The organism is Kribbella catacumbae DSM 19601 (assembly GCF_000372465.1).
In the GTDB taxonomy this organism is placed as follows: domain Bacteria; phylum Actinomycetota; class Actinomycetes; order Propionibacteriales; family Kribbellaceae; genus Kribbella; species Kribbella catacumbae.
In genome coordinates this window covers 60,715-84,829 of sequence record NZ_AQUZ01000031.1, presented here as the reverse complement: position 1 = coordinate 84,829, position 24,115 = coordinate 60,715, and the positions used below count along the sequence as shown (strand labels likewise).

Annotated in this window: 18 protein-coding genes; 14 read left to right on the top strand and 4 right to left on the bottom strand. The window is 67.9% G+C overall.

From position 1 onward, the window contains the following. The first annotated feature begins 73 nt into the window (after positions 1-73). The 6 genes from dnaK to A3ES_RS0128220 all read left to right on the top strand — a co-directional run bounded on the left by dnaK (position 74) and on the right by A3ES_RS0128220 (position 6,601). Positions 74-1,963, top strand: coding sequence for a molecular chaperone DnaK (gene dnaK, locus A3ES_RS0128245; RefSeq protein ID WP_020390204.1), 1,890 nt, complete (start codon positions 74-76; stop codon positions 1,961-1,963). Further along, the gene (grpE, locus tag A3ES_RS0128240; protein WP_020390203.1) at positions 1,960-2,655 is read left to right on the top strand and encodes a nucleotide exchange factor GrpE; all 696 of its coding nucleotides are present in this window, start codon (positions 1,960-1,962) and stop codon (positions 2,653-2,655) included. Before dnaK ends, grpE begins: the two co-directional genes overlap by 4 nt. A 29-nt stretch (positions 2,656-2,684) precedes the next feature. After that, positions 2,685-3,857 carry a molecular chaperone DnaJ gene (dnaJ, locus tag A3ES_RS0128235; RefSeq protein ID WP_020390202.1) on the top strand — a complete coding sequence of 391 codons (1,173 nt, stop codon included), beginning with the start codon at positions 2,685-2,687 and terminating at the stop codon, positions 3,855-3,857. Continuing rightward, positions 3,857-4,315 (top strand): heat shock protein transcriptional repressor HspR, encoded by a 459-nt coding sequence (locus A3ES_RS0128230; RefSeq protein WP_020390201.1) that lies wholly within the window; start codon positions 3,857-3,859, stop codon positions 4,313-4,315. Before dnaJ ends, A3ES_RS0128230 begins: the two co-directional genes overlap by 1 nt. Before the next feature lie 184 nt (positions 4,316-4,499). Then, entirely contained in the window at positions 4,500-5,045 is a 546-nt protein-coding gene (locus A3ES_RS0128225; protein ID WP_020390200.1) for a GNAT family N-acetyltransferase, read from the top strand. 290 nt (positions 5,046-5,335) lie between these two features. Continuing rightward, positions 5,336-6,601 (top strand): right-handed parallel beta-helix repeat-containing protein, encoded by a 1,266-nt coding sequence (locus A3ES_RS0128220; RefSeq protein ID WP_202806608.1) that lies wholly within the window; start codon positions 5,336-5,338, stop codon positions 6,599-6,601. A 44-nt stretch (positions 6,602-6,645) separates the two neighbouring features. On the opposite strand, the gene A3ES_RS0128215 is transcribed toward A3ES_RS0128220, so the two are convergent. Beyond that, positions 6,646-10,302: a S8 family peptidase gene (locus A3ES_RS0128215; protein WP_020390198.1), complete on the bottom strand. Its 3,657-nt coding sequence runs from the start codon at positions 10,300-10,302 to the stop codon at positions 6,646-6,648. 208 nt (positions 10,303-10,510) lie between these two features. Here A3ES_RS0128215 and clpB point away from each other — a divergent pair, with 208 nt between their 5' ends. The 4 genes from clpB (at position 10,511) to A3ES_RS51645 (ending at position 15,601) form a co-directional block, all read left to right on the top strand. Then, the gene (clpB, locus tag A3ES_RS0128210; RefSeq protein ID WP_020390197.1) at positions 10,511-13,093 is read left to right on the top strand and encodes an ATP-dependent chaperone ClpB; all 2,583 of its coding nucleotides are present in this window, start codon (positions 10,511-10,513) and stop codon (positions 13,091-13,093) included. 165 nt (positions 13,094-13,258) lie between these two features. Beyond that, a complete protein-coding gene (locus tag A3ES_RS0128205; RefSeq protein WP_020390196.1) occupies positions 13,259-13,816 on the top strand; it encodes a hypothetical protein in 558 nt (185 codons plus the stop codon). Beyond that, complete coding sequence (locus tag A3ES_RS0128200) at positions 13,816-14,169, top strand: ArsC/Spx/MgsR family protein (protein ID WP_020390195.1); 354 nt, start codon at positions 13,816-13,818, stop codon at positions 14,167-14,169. Before A3ES_RS0128205 ends, A3ES_RS0128200 begins: the two co-directional genes overlap by 1 nt. A gap of 832 nt (positions 14,170-15,001) precedes the next feature. Further along, on the top strand, positions 15,002-15,601 hold the full coding sequence (locus tag A3ES_RS51645; protein WP_020390194.1) for a hypothetical protein: 600 nt from the start codon (positions 15,002-15,004) through the stop codon (positions 15,599-15,601). A gap of 138 nt (positions 15,602-15,739) precedes the next feature. On the opposite strand, the gene A3ES_RS0128190 is transcribed toward A3ES_RS51645, so the two are convergent. Then, entirely contained in the window at positions 15,740-16,891 is a 1,152-nt protein-coding gene (locus A3ES_RS0128190; RefSeq protein ID WP_026163274.1) for a pyridoxal phosphate-dependent aminotransferase, read from the bottom strand. Between the two features lie 215 nt (positions 16,892-17,106). On the opposite strand from A3ES_RS0128190, the gene A3ES_RS51640 reads away from it, so the two are divergent. Further along, positions 17,107-17,964: an MFS transporter gene (locus A3ES_RS51640; RefSeq protein WP_051084829.1), complete on the top strand. Its 858-nt coding sequence runs from the start codon at positions 17,107-17,109 to the stop codon at positions 17,962-17,964. Next, positions 17,961-18,650, top strand: coding sequence for an MFS transporter (locus tag A3ES_RS51635; RefSeq protein ID WP_051084828.1), 690 nt, complete (start codon positions 17,961-17,963; stop codon positions 18,648-18,650). The genes A3ES_RS51640 and A3ES_RS51635 overlap by 4 nt, the downstream gene beginning before the upstream one ends. 85 nt (positions 18,651-18,735) lie before the next feature. On the opposite strand, the gene A3ES_RS0128180 is transcribed toward A3ES_RS51635, so the two are convergent. Further along, the gene (locus A3ES_RS0128180) at positions 18,736-20,730 is read right to left on the bottom strand and encodes a glycosyl hydrolase family 28-related protein (RefSeq protein ID WP_026163273.1); all 1,995 of its coding nucleotides are present in this window, start codon (positions 20,728-20,730) and stop codon (positions 18,736-18,738) included. A 299-nt stretch (positions 20,731-21,029) separates the two neighbouring features. Here A3ES_RS0128180 and A3ES_RS0128175 point away from each other — a divergent pair, with 299 nt between their 5' ends. Continuing rightward, complete coding sequence (locus A3ES_RS0128175) at positions 21,030-21,896, top strand: DMT family transporter (protein ID WP_020390191.1); 867 nt, start codon at positions 21,030-21,032, stop codon at positions 21,894-21,896. 7 nt (positions 21,897-21,903) lie between these two features. On the opposite strand, the gene A3ES_RS0128170 is transcribed toward A3ES_RS0128175, so the two are convergent. After that, the gene (locus tag A3ES_RS0128170; RefSeq protein WP_026163272.1) at positions 21,904-22,608 is read right to left on the bottom strand and encodes a FadR/GntR family transcriptional regulator; all 705 of its coding nucleotides are present in this window, start codon (positions 22,606-22,608) and stop codon (positions 21,904-21,906) included. A gap of 196 nt (positions 22,609-22,804) precedes the next feature. Between A3ES_RS0128170 and A3ES_RS0128165 the strand changes: the two genes are divergently transcribed. Continuing rightward, positions 22,805-24,112: an ABC transporter substrate-binding protein gene (locus A3ES_RS0128165; protein WP_020390189.1), complete on the top strand. Its 1,308-nt coding sequence runs from the start codon at positions 22,805-22,807 to the stop codon at positions 24,110-24,112. The last annotated feature ends 3 nt before the right edge of the window (positions 24,113-24,115 follow it).

Sequence of the window (24,115 nt, the reverse complement as noted above, 5' to 3'; positions counted from 1 at the left end):
GTCCGATTTGAATCCGGACCTGAGGACCGGCAAACTTGAGTCTGCATCACTCAACTTCGTGGAGGTAACGCACATGGCCCGCGCGGTCGGTATCGATCTCGGTACGACGAACTCCGTCATCGCCGTACTGGAAGGTGGCGAGCCCACCGTCATTCCCAACGCCGAGGGAGCGCGTACGACGCCCTCGGTCGTGGCCTTCGCCAAGAACGGCGAGGTCCTGGTCGGCGAGGTGGCCAAGCGCCAGGCCACCACGAACGTCGACCGGACGATCCGTTCGGTCAAGCGTCACATGGGCGAGAGCTGGAACGTCTCGATCGACGGCAAGAAGTTCACCCCCCAGCAGATCAGCGCGTTCGTGCTGCAGAAGCTGAAGCGGGACGCCGAGGCGTACCTCGGGGAGCAGGTCACGGACGCGGTCATCACCGTGCCGGCCTACTTCTCCGACGCGCAGCGCCAGGCGACCAAGGAAGCCGGCGAGATCGCCGGGCTGAACGTGCACCGGATCGTCAACGAGCCGACCGCGGCCGCGCTGGCCTACGGGCTGGACAAGGGCACCGAGCAGACCATCCTGGTCTTCGACCTCGGTGGCGGCACCTTCGACGTGTCGCTGCTGGAGATCGGTGACGGCGTCTTCGAGGTGAAGGCCACCAGCGGTGACAACCACCTCGGTGGTGACGACTGGGACATGCGGATCGTCAACTGGCTGGTGACTCAGTTCAAGAACAAGAACGGCACCGACCTGTCCGGCGACAAGATGGCCATGCAGCGGCTGCAGGAAGCCGCCGAGAAGGCCAAGATCGAGCTGTCCAGCGCCGCTGAGACGTCGATCCACCTGCCGTACCTGAGCCTGACCGACTCCGGTCCGCTGCACCTGGAGGAGAAGCTCTCCCGGGCCGAGTTCCAGAAGCTGACCAACGACCTGCTCGAGCGCGCCCGCGCGCCGTTCAAGGCCGTCATCAAGGACGCCGGCGTCGACGTGTCGAAGATCGACCACGTCATCCTGGTCGGTGGCTCCACCCGGATGCCCGCCGTGGCCGAGCTGGTCAAGGAACTGACTGGCGGCAAGGACCCGAACAAGGGCGTCAACCCGGACGAGGTCGTCGCCGTCGGCGCGTCCCTGCAGGCCGGTGTGCTGAAGGGTGAGGTCAAGGACGTCCTGCTGCTCGACGTCACCCCGCTGAGCCTGGGCATCGAGACCAAGGGCGGCGTCTTCACCAAGATCATCGAGCGGAACACGACGATCCCGACCAAGGGTTCGGAGATCTTCACCACCGCCGAGGACAACCAGCCGTCGGTGATGATCCAGGTCTACCAGGGCGAGCGCGAGATGGCCCGCGACAACAAGTCGCTCGGCAACTTCGAGCTGACCGGCCTGCCGCCGGCGCCGCGCAACGTGCCGCAGATCGAGGTCACCTTCGACATCGACGCGAACGGCATCGTGCACGTCAACGCCAAGGACCTGGCCACCGGCAAGGAGCAGCGGATGACGGTCACGGGTGGCTCCGCGCTGCCGAAGACCGACATCGACCAGATGGTCCGCGACGCCGAGCAGTACGCCGAGGAGGACCGGCTGCGCCGCGAGGCCGTCGAGTCCCGCAACCAGGCGGAGGGCTTGGTCTACCAGACCGAGAAGTTCCTGCAGGAGAACGAGGACAAGGTCCCCGACGACGTCAAGACCGAGGTCAAGGACGCCACCGCGGAGCTGAAGAAGGCGCTCGAGGGTGAGGACGCCGAGGCGATCAAGGCCGCCTCGGAGAAGCTCGCCCAGTCCAGCCAGAAGATGGGCGCCGCGATGTACGCGAACGCCCAGGCAGCCGGTACGGCGGACGAGAGCGCATCCTCTTCCGACGAGAGCAGCAGCTCCAGCACCACTGACGACGACGTCGTCGACGCCGAGATCGTGGACGAGGAGCGCCCGCAGGACAAGCAGAGTGGTTCTTCTAGGCCAGAGGACGACAAGTGACCGATCGCGACCCAGGCAGCGAGTTCGGCGACGGTGAGCCCGTCGTCCGCGACAAGCGCCGGATCGACCCGGAGACCGGCAACCTGCGGGAGCCCGCCGAGCAGTCGGCGGCCCCCGCGGGTGGCGCGGCACCAGGCATGCCAGGTACGCCGGGCGCCCAGCCGCCGCGTGAGCCGTCGGACCTGATCGGCGGCCCGTCGGCCCAGGAGGCCCTGTTGACCGAGGCGCTCGCTGAGCGTACGGCGGACCTGCAGCGACTGCAGGCGGAGTACGTGAACTACAAGCGTCGCGTCGACCGGGACCGGGAGGCGAATCGCGAGGTCGTCATCGGTTCGGTGCTGACCGAGTTGCTCCAGACCCTGGACGACATCGGCCGGGCCCGTGACGCCGGTGAGCTCGAGGGCGCCTTCAAGGCGGTCGCCGAGTCGGTCGAGCGGGTCACCGAGAAGCTCGGGCTGGTCAAGTTCGGCGAGGTCGGCGACACCTTCGACCCGCGGATCCACGAAGCGCTGCTGCACAATTATTCCGACGAGGTCGACGGTCCGACCGCGACACTGGTGATGCAGCCGGGGTACCGCCTCGGCGACCGGATCCTGCGCGCGGCCCGGGTCGCCGTCTCGGAGCCGACCGAGCAGCTCCCGCCGGCCGAACCGGCCGACGAGGCTGACCAGGCCGAGAAGCCGACTGAGTAAGTGAGACTCCGCGAGGAGGTGGGGCGTCGATGAGCACGAAAGACTGGTTGGAGAAGGACTTCTACAAGGTTCTCGGCGTCTCCAAGACGGCTGAGGCCGACGAGATCAAGAAGGCCTACCGCAAGCTGGCGCGCAAGTACCACCCGGACGGCAACTCCGGGGACGCGTCGGCCGAGGCCAAGTTCAAGGAGGTCTCCGAGGCGTACGACGTGGTCGGGGACACCAAGAAGCGCAAGGAGTACGACGAAGCCCGCCGGCTGTTCGGCAGTGGCGGCTTCCGGATGCCGGGCGGCGCGGGCCAGGGCGGTGGACAGGGATTCGGCTTCGACGTCGGCGACCTGTTCAACCGGTCCGGTTCGACCGGCGGCGGTGGTCTCGGCGACATCCTGGGTGGCATGTTCGGTGGTGGTGGCCGGACGACGACCGCCTCCTCGACGGCCCGGCCACGCCGGGGCGCCGACATCGAGACCGAGGCGACGATCGAGTTCGCCGAGGCCGTCAACGGTGTCACTGTCGCGCTCCGGATGACCAGCGACGAGCCCTGCAAGACGTGCCGCGGGACGGGCGCGAAGTACGGGACTGTTCCGAAGGTCTGCCTGAAGTGCGAAGGCACGGGTATGCAGACCTCGGTCCAGGGTGGCGTCTTCGCGATGACCGAGCCGTGCACCGAGTGCAGGGGTCGCGGCCTGGTTGTCGACCAGCCCTGCGAGACCTGCCACGGTTCCGGCCGCGGTCAGTCGAGCAAGACCATGCAGGTCCGCATCCCCGCGGGCGTGCAGGACGGTCAGCGGATCCGGCTGAAGGGCAAGGGTGCCGCCGGCGAGCGAGGTGGGCCCGCGGGCGACCTCTACGTCAGCGTGCACGTCAAGGCGCACCGGATCTTCGGCCGGCAGGGTGAGCACCTGACCCTGGCGGTGCCGGTGAGCTTCACCGAAGCCGCACTGGGTGCCGAGATCAAGGTCCCGACCCTCGACGGCCTGCCCGTCACGGTGCGGATCCCGGCCGGTACCGCGAACGGCAGCAAGTTGCGTGTTCGCGGCAAGGGGTCGGCCCGGCGGGACGGCACCAGGGGCGACCTGCTGCTCACCCTCGAGGTCCAGGTGCCGCACGAACTGACCGACGAGCAGCGCGAGAAGCTGCAGGAGTTCAGTACGGCGTCGGCGCAGCCCGATCTGCGTGCAGGGCTGTTCGGGAGTACGTGATGGGCATCCCGTTCAGCCAGGTGCCGACCTGGGACGACCGCACCCCGATCTACGTGATCTCGGTGGCGGCCCAACTGGCCGGCATGCACCCGCAGACCCTGCGGCAGTACGACCGGCTCGGGTTGGTGACGCCGAGCCGGGCGAGCGGGCGCGGGCGGCGCTACTCGGCGTACGACGTGGCGAAGTTGCGGTATGTGCAGCACTTGTCGCAGGAGGAGGGGGTGAACCTGGCGGGGATCAGGCATGTCCTCGAGCTTCAGTCGGAGGTCGAGGACCTACGCCGCCGGGTGAACCAGCTCCTCGCCGAGGTCCAGCGCGGCGTCGGTGTCTCTCGTCAGCACACCCAACGGAGCCGGGTCTTCTCGGCCGGTCCGGCGGGCGACGTCATCGCCATGGGCCACCAGCAGACCACCACCCGTTGGATCCGGACCCAGCCCCTGGAACTGGACCAGCGCTGAAAACCTCCGGAAGTCTCCTACCCCCAGGGGCTTCCGGTTCCCGGCCGGAGACCTCCATCCCCCCGGAGTCTCCGGCCCCCCGAGCCCCCGGACCCGATGTGGTCCGGGGGCTTCGTCCTGCGTTCACCTGTTGCTCACAGTGAACGGCGTGGGTTTCGGGGCAGGTGCGCCTACGCTGGGTGGGGTGACGTTCACCTTGGGGACTGACCGGCTGCTGATCCGGGACTGGGTTGAAGAAGATACCGAAGCCGCGTTGGAGATCTACGGCTCGGCTGATGTGTCGCAGTGGTTGTCGCCGGCCATCGACAAGGTCGGTGATGCCGCGACCATGCGCGTCATCCTGCAGGCCTGGATCGAGGCCCAGCCGAACTTCGTCGTACCGGCGGGGCGGTGGGCCGTGGTCCGGCAGGAGGACGGCGAGGTGGTCGGCGGTCTGCTGATCCGGCTGCTGCCGCCGTACGAGGAGGATCTCGAGATCGGCTGGCAGTTCCGGCCGACCGCCTGGGGCAACGGCTATGCGAGTGAGGCGAGCCGCGCGTTGATGAAGTGGGCGTTCGAGGAGGGGTCGACCGACGAGCTGTTCGCGGTCGCCCGGCCGAACAACAAGCGCGCCATCGCGACCGCCGTCCGGCTCGGGATGGAGTGGGTCGGCGAGACCGACAAGTACTACGACCTGAATCTACAGGTCTACCGGATCCGCGCCTCCGAGTTCAAAGCCATCAAACTCTGAGCAGGGCGGTCTCCCGAAGCCGTGCAGAGGAACGCGAGGCCCAGCAGCACGTAGCTGGAGCCGAGGAGTTGCTCGGGCCAGGACCAGTTGCGTCCTTCCGGGTCGAGGAGCGCGTGCGGCCCGATCGCGAACACAATGGTTGCTGCTAGCAACCACCTGTTGCGCTGCCACAGGTAGAGCGCGGCGGCCGGCCAGCGCTGACTGTCAAGTATTGACGGCCAGGGTGATCAACCGGAAAGATAACTGCGACGCCGCTGCAGCCAGCGCCCCGTGAGAACGAGGAATGCATGATGCTAGCCGCAGTATCTGCTCTTGCCCTGTCCACCGCCCTCCTCCTTGCACCGGCAGCCGCGCAAGCCGCGCCCAGCGCTGCCGTCTACTACATCGACTCGTCCGCCGGCAACGATTCCGCAGCCGGTACCAGTACTGCGACCGCCTGGCGCAGCTTGGCCAAGGTCAACGGATTCGCCTTCCAGCCGGGTGACCGGATCGCCTTCAAGCGTGGTGGTTCCTGGGCCGGCACGCTCACTCTCTCGAGGTCTGGTACTGCCGCCAGCCCGATCGTCGTCGAGGCCTATGGCACCGGCAACCTGCCGGTCGTCGGCGGACCGGTGACCAACTGCGTGCAGGTCACCGGCTCGAACTGGTTCATCGGCGACCTCCGCGCGAGCGGTTGCAACTGGGCCGGCTTCGAACTGTTCGGCGACAACATCGTGATGGACACGATCCAGGCGGACAACAACGTCACCGGGGTCTCGATCATCGACGGATCGAACGGCAACACGGTCCGCTGGAGCACGATCAAGGACAACACCAAGATGAGCGTGCTGACCCCGAAGGAGATGAATGACGACGACGACTCCGGCGCGTTCGGCTTCCTGGTGCACGGCGACGACAACGTGATCAGCCGGAACGTGATCAGCGGGCACTACGCGTTCAGCTACGACTACGGGTTCGACGGCGCGGCGGTCGAGATCTTCAACGGCAACCGCAACCGGATCGAGTACAACACCACCGACGGGAACGAGACCTTCACCGAGCTCGGCCGCTACGGCACCGGCAAGACCGCCGACGGCAACGTCTTCGCCTACAACAGCGTCACGTCGACCAAGGCGCAGGCCGGCTTCCTGGTCACCCGTGGCGCGCTCAGTGACATCGGCCCGGTCCGCGGGACGGTGGCTCTGAACAACTCCGTGTACCTGCCCAACGGTGACGGATGGAGCTGTGACGCCGGCTGCAACGCCGGAATCCTCAAGCTGAGCAGCAACATCATCAAGGTCGGCAAGAAGGTCGGTTACGAAGACGCCTTCGACACCGGCAATCCGGCGGACAGCGCTGATGAGGACCGCGGCGTCTACTCCGGCAGCCAGTACCAGTTCACCCTCGGTCCCAACTCGGTGAAGGCCGATCCGCTCTTCACCAGTGCCACCAACCTTCGCCCCAAGGCGGGCAGCCCGGCCATCGGCCGCGGTGAGAACACCGGCTTCCCGTACGACCTCGGCGGCAAGTCCCTGGCCGGCCTGACCCGCTTCGACGCGGGGGCCTACCAGTCCTGATGGGTGGTGGAGCCGATCTGCTGTGAGCGGCTCCACCGCTTCGATCACTTCAGCCCGTAGGCCTTGGTCACCTCCTGCTCCAACTGTCCGCCGGAGGTGTCCTTGGCGGTCAAGCGGAGGGACGGCGCTTTGCCTGCCTGATTGGCGGGGTGCGTCACCGTCGTCCTGTACTTGCCTTCAGCAACTTTTGTCAGAGGCAACATCGTCCAGTTGGTGCCGTCGTAGGACAGCTCCAACTTGGCGGCGGTGAATCTGGCGGTCGCCTTCGAGCCCGCCTGGTGCCGCAGCCCCATCGTGATGGTGGTCGGCTTGCCCACCCTGACCTGGCTGAAGGTGTCCGCCTGCGGTACGTCGAGGTCGGCGAGCACCAATGGCATCACCTCGTCTTCACCGCCACGGGACCTGAACGACCAGACCGACTTCACCTGGGTCGAGTACTTCCAGAAGTCCAGCTCCCGGCTCGTGTCGAGAGTCACTCTGTAGTCGGCGGCGTCCGCAGGTGCTTCCGTCCACAACCCGTTCGCCGGAGCCGTCGCGAGCTCCTCGCCGTTGCGCTCCACCACCAACTGAGACGTGTCCGACTCGGGCTGGGCGAACTCGTCCCCATGGCGAAGCGGGCTGAGTACGACGGAGAGCCCGCCTTCGGATCGGAGTACGCCGAAGGACCAGGGCTTCTCGTCCGGCAGCCCGCTGTTCTCCACTGGTGCGATCCATCGAGCGGTCGAGTGGTCGCCGGCGCGATAGGTCCGTTCGGTCGAGCCCACGTTCAGGCTCGCGCCGCCGTTGTCCAGCACGAGGGTGCTCCGCCATTGGACGGCGTTCCCGAGCAGGTACGACGTACGCTGCAGCGGCGCCTGGAAGGTCGGGACCAGCCAGCCGCCGAAGGACGATCCGCCCGGTGTCGACGCGTGCCGGGATTCTGAGTTCTCTACGCCGGCCTGGTGGCTGCCGAACACCTCATCCACCCGGGCCAGCTGGTCCGGCTTGGCGACCACCTTCGCGACGGCTGGGATCTGGTTCTGCCAGGGCATGACCAGGTCGTAGACGACCGGCGTCGCCGCCTGCCCCGTCAGCTGGACCCGCTTCCCGAGTAGCGCCTTCGCGGTCACCCGCGACACCCGCATGGCCGGGATCGTGGCGACTTCGCCCTCGCCGGTCGCCCAGTAGGGGAAGACCGCTCCATCGCCCGAGGCGTCGGGCTTGTAGAGCATCGCGGCCGCGGCGCCGGCGTCCTCGGCAGCCTTGACGAGGATGCCGTTCCAGTCCTCGTCGTCGTATCGGATCAGGGCCAGCTTGCCCTTGACGTCCTTCAGGTCCTCCGGCGTCGCGTCGCCGGCGTCGGCGACCTCGAGTTCCTTGACGCCGGTGAAGCGCGGGCCGAAGTAGAAGTCGTTCACGGTATAGGCGTTGCCTCCGACAACCTTCCCACGGTACGGCGGTACTTCGAGTCGCGCGTGAGCCGCAAACTCGCTGCTGCCCGTGACAGGCTTGGTGGCCGGTGTTGCCGTGAAGACGCGGAAGTGGCCGGTGGTGCTGATGCCGTTGCCGCCGGCCAGATCGCCGGCGGTGTTCTTCCGCAGGTAGCTCATGCTGCGTTCGCGGTTGGTCAGGCCAGGTTGGCCCTGAGCGCTGACCTCCACCGGCTTGCCCTTGCTCGCGTCGAGCGTGACCGAGCGGTTCTCGGTCAGGTCGGCTGCAGGGCCGACAGCGAGGTTGAACTCGGGCAGCGTCTGGTCGGTGGATGGGGTGAAGAAGATCGACGAGGCCTCGTACTTGCCCGGTGGCAGCCGGACCGTCGCGGTGCCGTTCTCCAGGAACACACCGCCCGGCAGGTCGACCGGGTCACCGTCGAGCCGGCTGATGGCGACATCGCCGCTGGCTGGAGTGCCGTCCCGGTTGATGCCCTTGATGGTCAGGTCGTACTGCTCTGGCTCGGCATACCAGCCGAAGGTGGTGACGATCGGGTCAGTGCCAGTGGCTGTTATGCGGCCGCTGAAGTTGCCAGTGCCGGCCTTGGTGCGGTCGGCCGTGACGGTGACTTTGGCTTCGCCGTTTGCCGGTACGACGAGCTGGTCGGTGCTGAGTGTTGGTGTCGCGGCGGCGGGTTCCAGCGAGGCGGCCAGCTGCAGCGTGATCGCAGTACCGGTTGGGTTTCGGTAGGTGAGTTCGCGGGTGACCTGGTCGGTGGCCGGGCGGGGCCAAGGAAGTTTGCCCAGCTCGAGTTCGCCGGTGTCGACCGTGATGGAGCCGTCGGTGGCCTGGTCGGCGTCGATGCGGCCGGCGCCCTGCTCGTCCACGCGGCTGCCGGGCTGCGGGTCGGCCGTGGAGACCAGCCGTGCCTTGAGCTGAGTTGCCTTCCACTCCGGATGGGCCTGTACTACGAGCGCCGCCGTACCGGCGACGTGCGGGGTCGCCATCGACGTACCGGACAGGCTTGTGTAGTTGTCGTCGACTGGTTCGCCCATGTCGGTTCCGGCGGCCCGGGCGGCGACGATGTCGGTACCGGGGGCGGAGACCTCGGGCTTCAGGGCGCCGTCGCCGAGGCGCGGGCCGCGGCAGGAGCTCGGGTTCAGCGAGCCGTCTCGCCGGAGGTTGCCGACGGCAAGCGCATCGTCGGCGGCGGCCGGTGATGTGATGGTGGAGGGCCTGTTGCCGAAGCAGTTGCCTGCAGCAACTACGAAGAGGATGCCGGTGTCGCGACTGAGCCGATTGACGGCCAGCGACAGATCGTCGGTGCCGTCGCTCGGGTCCCGGCTGCCGAGACTCAGGTTGACCACCGAGGCGCCCTGGGTGGCCGCCCACTCCATCCCGGCGATGATGCCGGAGAAGTCGCCGCTGCCGTTGTTGTCGAGCACCTTGCCGTTCAGCAGGGTGGCCTCCGGCGCGACGCCTTTGTACTTGCCGCCGTTGCCCGCGGTGATGCTCGCGACATGCGTGCCGTGGCCGCGGTGGTCGACGGCGTCCTCGTCCGGGGTGAAGTTCTGCGCGGCGCCGATCCGGCCGGCGAAGTCAGGGTGGTTCGGGTCGATTCCGGTGTCGAGGATGGCGACCTTCACGCCCTTGCCGGTCAGGCCGCGCTGCCAGGCGGCGGGCGCGCCGATCTGGGGCACGCTCTGGTCGAGCGAGATCTTGACCCGGCGGTCCAGCGAGATGCGCTGGATCGTGGTCGCGACCCGCTCGGTCCTGCCCGGCGTGATCGAGCGCCAGAAGTCGCCGGTCTTGGCCTTGGTGATGGCGGCTGCGCGGGCGCCGATGCTGGTGAGCACCCGGGTCTTGGTGGCACCCGGGGTGGGAGTCGCCTTTGCGCGGCCGAGGGCGGCGGACGGCGTACCGGCGTACCGGATGATGACGGGCATCGTCGCGGAGTGGGCGTCGTCGCGTTGCTCGGCGAGGAGCGTGGTGATGTCGAAGAGGCTGCGGTCCAGGCGGCCGGAGCTGACGTCGGCGGCGGCTGCCGACGGTACGACGTACGTGCGGCCGCCGGAGTAGGTCGTGACGGCCGCGTCGGAGCGGCTGCCGGCGGCGGGTTCGAAGGAGATCCGCTCGGGGCTGCCGGGGCTGACGCGGACGCGGTCGCCGGTGATCAGGGTGATCCGGGCGCTTGCTTTGCTGGCTTGTGGTGTCGCGGTGGGCGGCGGTGATGTGGGCTGGGCTTGGGCGGGGAGCATGGCCGCGGTCAGGGCGAGCGCGGTCCCCAGCAAGGGCGGGATCCAGCGGTGGCGGGGCAAAAGTCCTCCAGAGAGATAGCTGTCGGTACGGAGGACGCCACTGACCGTGTAGAAGGTTCTGGGGTACGGCAGATCCCTGAGTTATCCCCAGGTTTTCGCAGAGTTGAGTGGAATGGACTCAAGTTTGGATAAGTTGTCTCTAGTAGGACTTGTTACTGAGCTTTGAAAGGCTGGAAACCAGATGGATGTTCAGCGGTTGACGACGCTTGCCCGGGAAACCCTGTCGGTCGCGATCCGCCAGACCTCCTCGGCGGGCAACCCGACCGTGGAGCCGATTCACCTGCTGTCGGCGCTGCTCGCCCAGCCTGAGGGGACCACTGTGGGTCTCCTCGAGGCTGCCGGCGGTGACCTCGACGCAGTACGCCGCCGTACGGCGGAGCAGCTGTCCCGCCTGCCCAAGGCGAGTGGTGGCAGCGTGCAGGCGCCGAGCCTGTCTGGGAAGACGGGTGACGTGCTCAACCAGGCCGAGCAGCGTGCCCTCGGGCTGGGGGACGAGTTCGTTTCCACTGAGCATCTGCTGATCTCGCTGGCCACGGTCGAAGGGGTCGCCAAGACGGCGCTGGGCGTGACGCCGGATGCGCTGCTGCAGGCGTTCGACTCGATGCGCGGCAATCGGCGGATCACCTCGCCGGAAGCCGAGGGGACGACGAAGACGCTGGAGAAGTACGGCGTCGACCTGACCGAGGGCGCCCGCGACGGCAAGCTCGACCCGGTAATCGGCCGGGACTCGGAGATCCGCCGGGTGGTCCAGGTGCTGTCGCGCCGGACCAAGAACAACCCGGTGCTGATCGGTGAGCCCGGCGTCGGCAAGACGGCCGTCGTCGAGGGACTCGCCCAGCGGATCGTGGCCGGCGACGTACCGGAGTCCCTGCGCGGTCGCCGGCTGATCAGCCTGGATCTCGGCGCGATGGTCGCCGGCGCGAAGTACCGGGGTGAGTTCGAGGAGCGGCTGAAGGCCGTGCTGACCGAGATCAAGGAGTCGGACGGCCAGATCATCACCTTCATCGACGAGCTGCACACCGTCGTCGGCGCCGGCGCGTCCGGCGAGGGTGCGATGGACGCCGGCAACATGCTGAAGCCGATGCTGGCGCGCGGCGAGCTGCGGATGATCGGCGCGACGACCCTGGATGAGTACAGGACGCGCATCGAGAAGGACCCGGCGCTGGAGCGACGGTTCCAGCAGGTGTTCGTGGGGGAGCCGTCGGTCGAGGACTCGATCGCCATCCTGCGTGGACTGAAAGAGCGGTACGAGGCGCACCACAAGGTCGCCATCTCCGACAGCGCGCTGGTCGCGGCCGCGACATTGTCGAACCGCTACATCAGCGGCCGGCAGCTGCCCGACAAGGCGATCGACCTGGTCGACGAGGCCGCCTCCCGGCTGCGGATGGAGATCGACTCCTCACCGGTGGAGATCGACTCGCTGCGGCGTACGGTCGACCGGCTGAAGATGGAGGAGCTCGCGCTGTCCCGCGAGGAGGACGCATCCTCGCAGGACCGGCTGGCCCGGTTGCGTGCCGATCTCGCCGACCGCGAGGAGGAGCTGCGTGCGCTCGAGGCCCGCTGGGAGAAGGAGAAGTCCGGCCTGAACCGGGTCGGTGAGATCAAGGAACGGATCGACGAGCTGCGAGGGCAGGCCGAGCGGGCTCAGCGCGACGGCGAGCTCGGGCGCGCCTCCGAGATCCTGTACGGCGAGATCCCCGAGCTGACCAAGGAGCTGGAGGCGGCCGCCGCCGAGCCAGTGGTGGTGGACGGCCCGGACGCGATGGTCAACGAGGAGGTCGGGCCGACCGAGATCGCCGAGGTGATCGCGATGTGGACCGGCATCCCGACCGGCCGGCTACTCGAGGGCGAGACCGGCAAGCTGCTCCGGATGGAGGACGAGCTGGGCCGGCGGCTGATCGGCCAGCGTGAGGCGGTCAAGGCCGTCAGCGACGCCGTACGCCGGGCCCGGGCGGGGATCTCCGACCCGGATCGGCCGACTGGTTCGTTCTTGTTCCTCGGGCCGACGGGTGTGGGTAAGACCGAGCTGGCGAAGGCGCTGGCCGACTTCCTCTTCGACGACGAGCGCGCGATGGTGCGGATCGACATGTCGGAGTACGGGGAGAAGCACAGCGTCTCGCGGCTGGTCGGTGCTCCGCCCGGCTATGTCGGCTATGAGGAGGGCGGCCAGCTGACCGAGGCGGTGCGACGCCGGCCGTACTCCGTGATCCTGCTGGACGAGGTGGAGAAGGCGCATCCCGAGGTTTTCGACATCCTGCTGCAGGTGCTCGACGACGGGCGGCTGACTGACGGGCAGGGGCGCACGGTCGACTTCCGCAACGTCATCCTGGTGCTGACCAGCAACCTCGGCTCGGCGTACCTGGCGGACATGTCGATCGAGGACGCCGCGAAACGCGATCAGGTGATGAACGTGGTGCGGCAGGCGTTCAAGCCGGAGTTCATCAACCGGCTGGACGAGATCGTGCTGTTCGACGCGCTCGGCAGCGAGGAGCTGACCAAGATCGTCGGGCTGCAGATCGCCTCGCTCCAGAAACGCCTCGGCGACCGGCGGATCACGTTGGACGTCGGCGAGGACGCGATGGAATGGCTCGCCCTGACCGGCTACGACCCGGTCTACGGCGCCCGCCCCCTCCGCCGCCTGGTCCAATCAGCCATCGGCGACGAACTGGCCCGGGGCCTGCTGTCCGGCGACGTCCGGGACGGCGACACGGTCCACGTGCGCCTGAGCGAGGCCAAGGACACGCTGGAGGTCACCTCCGCCTGACCCTTGCGGACGGCCACCACTACCGAACCTCGCCAGCAAACGTTTCCCCTCGGCGTGTCGAGGCGCTGGCGATGGGTTTGGTAGTGGTGGCGGTCCGGGCGACGTTTTTGTGGTGGTCTGGGAGGATCAGGGGAGAGCGTCTTTGGTGGAAGGAACTTGCAGGCGATGAGCGACCAGCACGGCGGGCCCGGGTCCGCCGACGAACGGCCGGGGCCCTACCAGGGCGTCTTCGGCTCATCCGGCCAGCAACTGCCACCACAGCAACCGCCGCAGCCGCCGCACGGCGGTCAGCCCGGCCCGTACGGCGGCTCCTTCGGCCAGAACCCGTACGCCTACCAGCAAGGCCCGGTCGCGCCGCCCAAGCAGGTCACGATCGCGTCGACGATCTCGTATGCCCTCGGCGCGCTCTGCGTGCTGCTCGGGCTCTTCAGCCTCACCTCAGCCGGCTCGGAGATCGCCAAGACCCTCACCGGCGACCCGTCCGCCAAGGGCCTGGTCGTCGGGGTCATCCTCTTCACCAGCATCGCCTACCTGCTCCCGGCGATCTTCCTCCGCAAACGCCGCCGCTGGGCTCGCACCATGCTGATCGTCGTAGCGGCCCTGGGGATCGCCGGCGGCATCACCGCCCTCCCCGCCTCCATCCTCGGCTTGGCGCTGCACGCCACCCTCCTGTACCTGATGCTCCAAGAACCCACCCGACGCTGGTTCCAGGGCCCGCGCTGATGGAGATCTGGATCAACCCAGCCTGCTCCAAATGCCAAGCCGCCACCGCGGCCCTGGACGAAGCAGGCGTCGACTACACAGTCCGCCGCTACCTGGACGACCCACCAACGGCTACAGAGCTGGAAGCAGTCCTAACCCGCCTCAACCTCGCCCCCTGGCACATCGCCCGCATGAACGAGCCCGGCGCCGCCGCATTCAAGTCCCTCCCCAAAGACGAGGCCCACCGCGCCGACTGGATAGAGGCCCTGGTCTCCACCCCCATCCTCATCCAACGCCCCATCCTCACCACAGACGACGGCACCACAGCCATAGCCCGAGACCCAGAAACCCTCACCCGCCTGCTCGGCAACTAAGCGCGCTCTAGAAGGCGCGAAGGCTGAGGCCCACCCTCCGAAGGGCGGTCCCCAGCCTCACTTCTCATCGAGCAGCGCTCGTGAGCCAGCGCGAGAGTTGGGCCCCACCATCCGGAGGGAATCCCAGTCTCACTTCTCCACAAGGAGCCCCTGGGAGCTGGCAATAGCCTTGCACACAAGGCGAACCGGCCGCCAGCCGCGCGGCGATCTGCCCCAAGCTGCCCCACCTAACCCCGCGATCGGCTCCCCGAACTACCGCCCAAGCCGCTGCATCTTCCCGCAGGGGCTCGGATGCGAAGGAGCGAACGGCTGTGCACGCACGACCCTGTCCCGATCCCCCGACACGCCGAGGCAAGCGCTTGCTGGCCGGAGCTGCGTATGCACGGGCGTCCGGCCCCTGTCCGGCATCGTGCGCGGCCGGCAACGCGGCCGGCTCGCGTCGTCTAGCGCGGTGGCTGCTGCGCTAATCCCAGTAGGGCGCAGCGCCATTTCCCCGTACTTCGGTACGCGACGCGGCAGTTGGTGCCGTTGGGGTTGCGCGCTGGGAGTGCTGCGGTAGAAAGCGCGAAAGCTGGGGCCGCCCTCGGGAGGGCGGTCCCCAGCCTCACTTCTCATCGAGCAGCGCTCGTTGAGCAAGCGCGAGAGTTGGGCCCCACCGTCCGGCGGGAATCCCAGTCTCACTTCTCCACAAGGAGCCCATGGGAGCTGGCAATAGCCTTGCACACAAGGCGAACGGGCCGCCACCCGTACGAATGATCTGCCCCGAGGCTGCCCCACCAAACCCTGCGAGTGGCTCCCCGAACTACCGCCCCCTGCACTGCATCATCCGCAGATGCCCTGCGACTCTCCGCCCGTCTTCAGCCTGTCGGCATGGGTCGACGAATCTGTCATCGTCGACCGCGGCGACAGGTTCGGGACCTACACCATGGCCGCCGCGATCGCCGATCCGATGGACTGTGCCGACATCAGGCGGCAGTTGCGGGATCTGACAATGGGCCGCAACGGGCGGCTCCACTGGGCCCACGAATCAGCCAAGCACCGCGACGCGATCGCCGCGACTATCGCGGCGGCCGACCTCGCGCTTGTCGTCGTGATCGGTGCTCCGATGTACGGGCCGAAGCAGGAGCGGGCCAGGCGGTGTTGCCTCGAGCGGTTGCTCTACGAGCTCGCACAGTGTGGGGTCAGCGAGGTCTGGATGGAGTCGCGGTCCGCGGCTCCCGACCGGCGAGATGTCAGGCTGGTGGACAGCGCTCGCCGCAAAGGGCTGCTCCCGGCGGAGCTGAAAGTGGGTTTCGGGCGTCCCCAGGACGAACCCATGCTCTGGATCCCCGACGCCGTCGCGGGGGCCGCGACCGCGGCGAGGCTGGGAGAGCCGCGGTGGCTTCTCGTCTTCTCGGAGATCCTCAGTCAGCACGAGGTCGACGTCCGGTAGAAACGCGAAGGCTGGGTCCCACCCTCCGGAGGGGTTCCCAGCCTCACTTCTCGATCGAGCAGCGCTCGTGAGCAGGTCTAGCTTCGCATACGTTGCTCGACATTGTCGCGGGGCATTGGCGGGCAACTGTGGGGCAGATCAGAGTTTGGTGAGGCGGACCAGGGCTTCTTCTAGGATTTCGGGTTTTTTGCAGAAGGCCCAGCGGACCAGGGGGCGGCCGGCTTCGGTGTTGTCGTAGAAGACCTGGTGGGGGATGGCTACTACGCCGGTGCGTTCGGGGAGCATGCGGCAGAAGTCGATGCCGTCGGTGTGGCCGAGGGGGCGGATGTCGGTGGTGACGAAGTAGGTGCCCTGGGGGCGGTGGACGCCGAAGCCGAGGGATTGCAGGCCGTCGCAGAGCAGGTCGCGTTTGGCTTGCATGGTGGCGCGCAGGGTGTCGAAGTACTCGTTGCCTAGGGCAAGGGCCCCGGCGACGGCGGGCTGGAAGGGGGCGCCGGAGACGTAGGTGAGGAACTGCTTGGCGGTGTTCACCGCCGTGACGACCTCGGGGGTGCCGGTGACCCAGCCGATCTTCCAGCCGGTGACCGAGAAGGTCTTGCCCGCGCTGCCGATCGAGACGGTCCGTTCGGCCATTCCGTCGTACGACGTGAGCGGCCGGTGCTGGAGGCCGTCGAAGATCAGGTGCTCGTAGACCTCGTCGGTGATGACGACCAGGTCGTGCTCGACCGCGATCGCCGCGATGCCGCGCAACTCGGTGTCGTCGAGGACGGTGCCGGTCGGGTTGTGCGGGGAGTTGATCAGCAGCACCTTGGTGCGTGGCGTCACCGCGGCGCGGAGCTCGTCGAGGTCGAGCCGGAAGTCGGGTGCGCGCAAGGTGACCGGGACGCGATGTCCACCGGCCATGGCGATGCAGGCGGCGTACGAGTCGTAGTACGGCTCGAGGGCGATCACCTCGTCGCCTGGTTCGACGTACGCGAGCAGGGAGGCGGCGATCGCCTCGGTGGCGCCGGTGGTGACGAGGACCTGGGTGTCCGGGTCGTAGCCGAGGTTGTAGAAGCGTTTCTGGTGGTCCACGATCGCCTGGCGCAGCGCGGGGATGCCGCGACCGGGCGGGTACTGGTTCGCGCCGGCGCGGATGGCGGCGATCGCGTCCTCGAGCAGCGAGTCCGGGCCGTCGGTGTCGGGGAATCCCTGGCCGAGGTTGACCGAGCCGGTCCGCACCGCCAGCGCGGACATCTCCGCGAAGATCGTCGTCCCAAGTCCCTGAAGCCGCTGAGCGTGTTCGCGCATGTCCCCGACCCTAACCCGCCCCACGATCGCCCGCCGGAACCATCCGTACGGCGGTAGCCGGGCGCGGCTACTCGCCACCGGATGAAGGCGGGCACCCAGAGCAGGCTCGCTCCCCGGCTGCCTACGGCTCGTCGATCGGGACTTCGGTGTTCACCATCCGGGTGAGCCAGGCGCGGGCTGCTGCTCGGTCGGCTGGGGTGAGGTCGGCCTAGAGGGTGCGTTCGACTGCCTGGACCGCGGCCAGCGCGGCGGCGAGGGCCGAGCGCATCGCGCTGGAGCGTCTCGCCGACCCGGTCGACGGCCTCGGCGCCACCCCCGGTCAGCTGCAGTGGGCGCTGGGGATCTACTCACTCTTCTTCGCCACCGCGCTGTTCGCCGCCGGTGCGCTCGGCGACCGCTTCGGTCACCGGACCGTACTGATGCTGGGGATGACCGTCTTCGGCGCCTCGTCGGCGTGGGCCGCCTGGGCCGACGGGCCGGTCTCGCTGATCCTCGCCCGTGCGCTGATGGGCATCGGCGGCGCGATGATCATGCCGACCTCGATGGCGATCATCGGCTGGGTCTTCCCGCCCGAGCGCCGGGCCGGCGCGATCGCCGCCTGGTCCGCGTCCGCCGGTATCGGGGTCGCCGTCGGGCCGGTGCTCGGCGGCCTGCTGATCGACCATTTCTGGTGGGGCTCGGTCTTCCTCATCAACCTGCCGATCGTGGCGGCCGGGCTGATCGGCGCCGCCCTCGTCGTACCGAATCCGCGCAGTCCACAGCGGCGGCGGCTCGATCCGCTCGGCCTCGGGCTGTCGACGCTCGGCCTGCTGGGCGTCACCTACGGGTTGATCGAAGGCGGCCGGGCCGGTGGCTGGGATCGCTGGCAGGTCTGGGGCAGCATCGCCGCCGGGGTGCTGCTGATCGCAGCCTTCCTGTTCTCCGAACTGAAGGAGGAGAACCCCAGCTTCGACCCGCGGCTGTTCCGCAACCGTCGCTTCGCCGCCGGGAACGTTGGCATGGCGGCGATGTTCCTGACGATCACCGGGCAGAGCTTCTATCTCACCTTCTACCTCAGGGCGCCCGTGGGATGAGCGCGCTGGACGCCGGCCTGCTGTCGCTGCCGGGCGCAGTCGGTGTCGTCGTTGGATCGGGGCTGGGTGCGCGGCTGGCGCGCCGCTTGAGTGTTGCCGGGGTCTCCGGTACTGCGCTCGTGGTGTTCGTGGCGTGCCATGCGCTCAACCTGACCTTCGCGGTCGACACGTCGCTCGTCTGGTACTGCGCGGTCGGCACCCTGGCCGGGCTGGCGATCGGGGTGGCGGTCGCGCCGACCAGTGCGGCCATCATGGCGGCATTGCCAATGGGCCGGATCGGTGCCGGATCGGCTGTCAGCAACGCGATCCGGCAGGTAGGCAGCGTCCTTGGCATCGCAGTACTGGGGACGATCGTGTCGAACGTCTACCAGCGCTCCATCGGACCTTCGTTGGCCGGACTGCCCGCTGAGGTTCGGGACGCCGCATCCGGTTCAGCCGAAGCAACACGTCGTACTGCGGCCGCGGTCGGGCAGCCCGCCTTGGTGGATGCAGCGAACGACTCGTTCATCCACTCGATGCACGTCGCAGCCAGCACCGCCGCGGGACTCGCCCTCATCGGCGCCATCGTGCTGATCCTGGGCTTCCGCGCAAAGGAAACGCCGGCGGTGGAGGCGCAGGGCGCCTCAGTCGAGGTGCTGATTGGGCCAGCGGAGGCAGGTGGGCTGGAGGCCGACAGGGCCAGGTAGCCCGGTGGGCTGAGGGGACAGGTGAGTTGGCGGTGGAGCGGGAGCACGCGGTGGGGCTGAGAGGGCGGGCCCCACCGCGTGGCTGTTAGTTCCAGGGGCTCGGGGGAGCGGGCGGAACAACCGGCGGACGATCCTCGCAGTGGCCAGGGGCGCCGGCATCGGTCGTCCAGTTGCCGTCGTTGCTGGTTCCGAGGAGGCGCACGTCGAATTCCGGCGTGCCGGTGAAGTGGAAGGTCCCGCAGTTGTTGACGAACGGGGCTCCCACATTGCGGGCGTCGACGTTCTCGAAGGTGGCCCAGCCGCCGACCCGGGCGTTGACCACGTTCGTCCCGGTGCCGTCGACCTTGATGTTGCGGAAGGCAACATTCGTCAAAGTGTGGTCGTCCTTGACCGGCCAGTCGACAACGAACATGAACGCGTTGTACGTCGAGTCGAGGAACGAGCTGTCGGTCACCTCGATCCGGCCGGACATGTCGGACTGCAAGGCATAGAGCCAGATCGCGCCCAGTCCGAGATTCCAGTTCAGGTCTCGAGGGCCGCCGCGAACCGTTGTGTTCCGGGCGAACGACAGCGTCCCCTCGAACGGTGTCGAGTTGAACCGCGACCCGGCGTGCAAGGTACTGCCCTCGCGGATCGGGTCGGCCACCAGATTGTCGGTCACCGCGTTGTCGCGGCCGCCGTAGATCGCGATGTTGTTCGCCAGTGTCGGGGTCTGGACGGTGTTGTGGTCGTAGACGTTGTCGTGGTTGACCAGCCCGTCGGGGTTGGCCTCCGACCACATCGCCAGGCCGTCGTCGCCGGTGTTGCGGATGAAGTTGTTCGTCGCCCGGACGTGCGAGACGCCGAGGTGCAGGTTCATCCCGTCGGCCACCGCGTCGGTGATGATGTTGTCGCGGATCAGCAGCCCGCTCATCGGCCCGTCCAGCCAGATGCCCACCTTGGTGCGGTGCAGGTAGAGGCCCTGGATCGTCGACCCACCGCCGATCGCGCCGCCGATGCCGTTCACCTGGTCGGTGTCGATCCGCTCCCGTACGTCGCTCTCGATCGCGAAGCCGGACAGATGGACCTTCGTGCTGCCGCCGTCGGCGGCGTACCGGCCGTAGAAGCCTGGCGCGCTGTGGACCGACTTGTCCGGCGCGGGTTGTGCGAGCGGCAGCACCTTGCCCTTGATGATCGTCCACCAGTTGCCGGCGCCCTGGATGGTGACCTTGTCCACGATGATGTGCCGGTTGACCTGATAGGTGCCCGGCGGGATGAACACCGTCCAGCCGATCCGTTGAGCCATCGCGATCGTCCGCTCGATCGCCGGTGCTGCGTCCCGCTTGCCGGTCGGGTCAGCGCCGAAAAGCCTTACCGACAAGGACTTCGCGGGTTGTCGGGCCGGTTGCGCGACCAGTTCGAAGTCGGCGACGTCGAGTACGGTCCACGCGGCCGTAGTACCGGCTGGGAGCTGGAAGCGGACCTTGTCGCCGGCGCGGTAGGTCTTGCCGAGCAGTAGTCGCTGCTCGTCGTAGAAGTGGTTCGGCCGGAACGGCTTGGCGACCGGGTCCGGTTCGGGTTTCCACCAGCCGGGGGTCGGGTCGACGTTCGGGTCGTTGGAGAACGGATACATGCCGTAGAGCCAGGCGTACTCCGATGTCAGCGTCATCGTCTGCCTGTGCTTGCCGTTCACCAGTACGTCGAGCGGAGAACGCAGTCCGCCACCGGTGGCGCTGTCGGGGATGCTGTAGCGCAGTGTCAGGGCGTTGGCCGGCTTGGACAGCGTGAACTCCACATACTGCCCAGCCTCGGTCAGCCGTACTGCGGTGCGCCCCGAAGCCTCGGCGGGCAAGGTGTAGGCCTCGCGGCTGGGGCCGAGCTTCTCGCCGTTGGTGGCGGCGTTCTCCGCCTCCTGCTCGACGAAGGGCACGGTCGCGCCGCGCCCCTGAGCCAACGCGGGATCAAGCCCGGCGCGAGTGATCACGGGCGCTGGCGGACCAGCGGCACTGGCAGACAGGCCGGGTACTGCGAGCAGCGCGCCGACGACGGCGCCGATCAGCACAGGCCGGCGGCGGAAGAGAAGCTGGGACACGGGCGACATCCCCTCGAACGAACGGCCGCCCCACAGGCGTGCCGTATTGAGCCCGGACACTACGCATCCCGACCTTTCCCTGCAAGATCTCGACAGATGAAAGAAATTCTCGTGCAAGGCTTCTATTTCGGTACACTGCCCGGGTAGTGCCTAGGGTTCCGCCGCTTGCCCGTCATCGATCGCAATCAGGGCGTAGGGACTGGTCCGAGCGGCACCACCGGACCGGCCGGAAGCCGGGCCGGACATCTGACGGGACAAAAGCCTGGAGGACCCGGTCGTTCGCGTGCGCGAACACCTGAAGGGTCCCGGTGAACGTCCAAGCTCTCACCCTCGTACTCATCGCCGCGGTCCTGCACGCGGCGTGGAACTTCGCCGCCAAGCGAGTCCGCCACGGCGGCGCGACCTTCGTCTGGGCCTACTACACGGCCGCCACCGTGTTCTTGCTCCCGGCGCTCGTCATCGCGTTGATCACCACGGATGCCAGGCCGCAGTGGACCTGGCTGCTCGCAGCTGTCGTCACCGCGGTGCTGCATATCGCCTACGGGCTGGTCCTGCAGCGCGGGTACGACGTCGGCGACCTCTCCGTCGTCTACCCGGTAGCGCGGGGGACGGGCCCGCTCCTTTCGGTACTACTAGCCGTGCTGCTACTTAGTGAGCGCCCCGGACCAGTCGGCTTGGCAGGAGACGCGCTGATCATCACCGGCGTGCTCACTATCAGCACTGGCGGCGCCAGGCTAGCGAGGCGACCGGCCGTCCGGGCAGGAGTCTTGTACGGCGTCGCAACCGGTGTAGTGATCGCCGCCTACACCCTCTGGGACGCGTACTCCGTGACGACCCTCGCTGTCCCGCCGGTCATCTATTTCGCCACCGGCTCCATCCTGCAGAGCGCACTGCTGACGCCCACGGTGCTCCGCAATCGGGAGCAGCTTCGCCTTCTCTGGCAGGAGAACAGTCGTGAGGTGATGATCGTCGGCCTGCTGTCGCCGATCGCCTATCTGCTCGTGCTCTTCGCGATGCGACTGGCGCCGGTGAGCCTCGTCGCACCCGCGCGAGAGGTGAGCATCGTGCTGAGCGGGCTGGCCGCCTGGCTCGTACTCGGTGAGGCCGGTGCGCGACGACGGCTGCTCGGCAGCGCCGTAGTACTGGCCGGCATCGTCGCCATCGCCCTTGCCTAAGGCGTGTCTAGTCGTCTTCCAACGCCACCTGCGGTTGCGGCCGGAGAGCGCGGAGCCAGAGCTCGGTCTGCGCTATGTGAGCAGAGGCGGCAGTGGCAGCCGCGGCAGGGTCGCGGTGGGCGATGGCGGCGAGGATCGCCCGGTGGCCGCGGTCGCTGGTCTGCTTGATCGCGTCGAAGTCCTCGCCCGGCTCGAAGATCCGGTAGTGCCCGCCGCGGCCACGGATCACCCCGGTCAGCGCGGTGACGGTCGGATTCCCGCCGGCCGTACAGATCGCGCCGTGGAACTCCGCGTCCAGCGCCTGGATCTCGGCCGCGTCGGTGGTCGCCTCCAGCTGATCGAGGATGTCACCCAGCTGCTTCTCCAGCGAAGGATCCTGCCGGGCAGCGGCCGCCGCCGTCGCATGCGCCTCGAGAACCCGCCGTACTTCGAGCAGCTGCAGCACCCCCTCGAGCGGGATCAGCTCGACCGAGAGCGAGAACCGGCTGATGATCTCGGCCGGATCCAGCGCCGAGACGTAGGTGCCCGAGCCGTGCCGCGACTCGATCACGCCCAGCGCCGCGAGTGAGCGGGCCGCCTCGCGCAGTGAGCTGCGAGACACCCCGAGGTGGTCGCAGAGTTCGGGCTCAGGCGGGAACTTCGCGCCCGGCCCGAGCTCGCCGGACGCGATCATCTGCCGCAGCCCGGCCAGTGCCTTGTCCGTCGCCGCCATCAGCACCTCCCCATCGAGAACACCCTCAGAGGGTAAGTCCTCAGACCACTTGCGGTCATCTCGGCCATAGGTCCTTGTCGTCAGAGCGCAGTTCTGGCTAGTGTTCGGGGATTGGTGGACCGACTCATCAGATGTCAGAGCAAACTCTGGCCGCTGACTCCCTACCCTGGCCCACATCCCCTGAGGAGAAGTGCCGATGCGCTACCGACAGATGTTCGCACCCTTCGCGGCATTCGCCCTGGTCGCCGCCGCGACCGCCTGCGGCCCCGGTCCCGCCGAGAAGGCGCAGAGCGGCGGCGAGGTCAAGCTGCAGATGGTCGAGAGCCTGACCAACCCGACCCGGACCGCGCTGCTGAAGAAGCTGATCGCCGACTTCGAGGCGAAGAACTCGGGCGTCAAGGTCCAGCTCATCTCGCCGCCGACCAACTCCGCGGACCAGAAGATCCAGCAGATGCTGCAGTCCGGCAAGGGCGTGGACGTGCTGGAGGTCCGCGACACCACCGTCGGCCCGTTCTCGACCAACAAATGGATCTACGACATGGCCCCCGACCTCAAGGGCTGGGACGGCCTGGGCGCGCTGACCGAGAACGCCCTCAAGGTCACCCAGCAGGGCGGCAAGTCCTACATGGTGCCCTACGGCTTCTACGGCTTGTCGCTGTTCTACCGCAAGGATCTGGTCCAGCAGGCCGGCTTCAGCGGCCCGCCGAAGAGCTGGTCCGAGATGGTCGAGCAGGCCAAGAAGATCAACGACCCGGCGAAGAACCGGTACGGCTACTCGTTCCGCGGCGGCCTCGGTGGGGCCGGCAACGCGATCACGGTGATCTCCGGCTACGTGATCGACGAGATCAACAAGGACAACGCGTTCAAGCTGACCAACGGCAAGACGATCTTCTCCTCGCCGAAGGCCGTCGAAGCGCTCAACCTGTACCTCGACCTGTTCAAGTCCGCGTCGCCGCCGAGCTCTGTGAGCTGGGGTTATCCCGAGATGGTGCAGGGCTTCACCTCCGGTACGACGGGCTTCCTGCTCCAGGACCCCGAGGTGATCGCCACGGTCAAGGAGTCGAAGACGATCAAGGAAGACCAGTGGGGTACTGCGCCCCTCCCGGTCGGTCCGACGGGCAAGGCGGCCCAGCCGCTGGCCAACGCCGGCTGGGGTGTCGCCCAGGGCAGCACCCACAAGAAGGAGGCGGTGGAGCTCGTGAAGTTCCTGACCTCCGGTGACGCGGCGATGACGTTCTCCAAGGAGAACAGCCTGGTCCCGATCCTGAAGAGCGCGGCCGACGACCCGTACTTCAAGGACGGCCCGTGGGCGTCGTACGTCGCGATGAACTCCTCGCCGGACACCTATGTGGTGGTGACCCAGCCGCGTGGTGTGCCGTGGTCGACCGAATGGGGTAACAAGGCCGACGCCGACGTACAGAAGCTGATCACCGGGAAGGCGCAACCGGCCGAGATCCTGAAGAGCTGGGACGAGTACTGGACCAAGAAGTGGGCCGGGAACTGACCC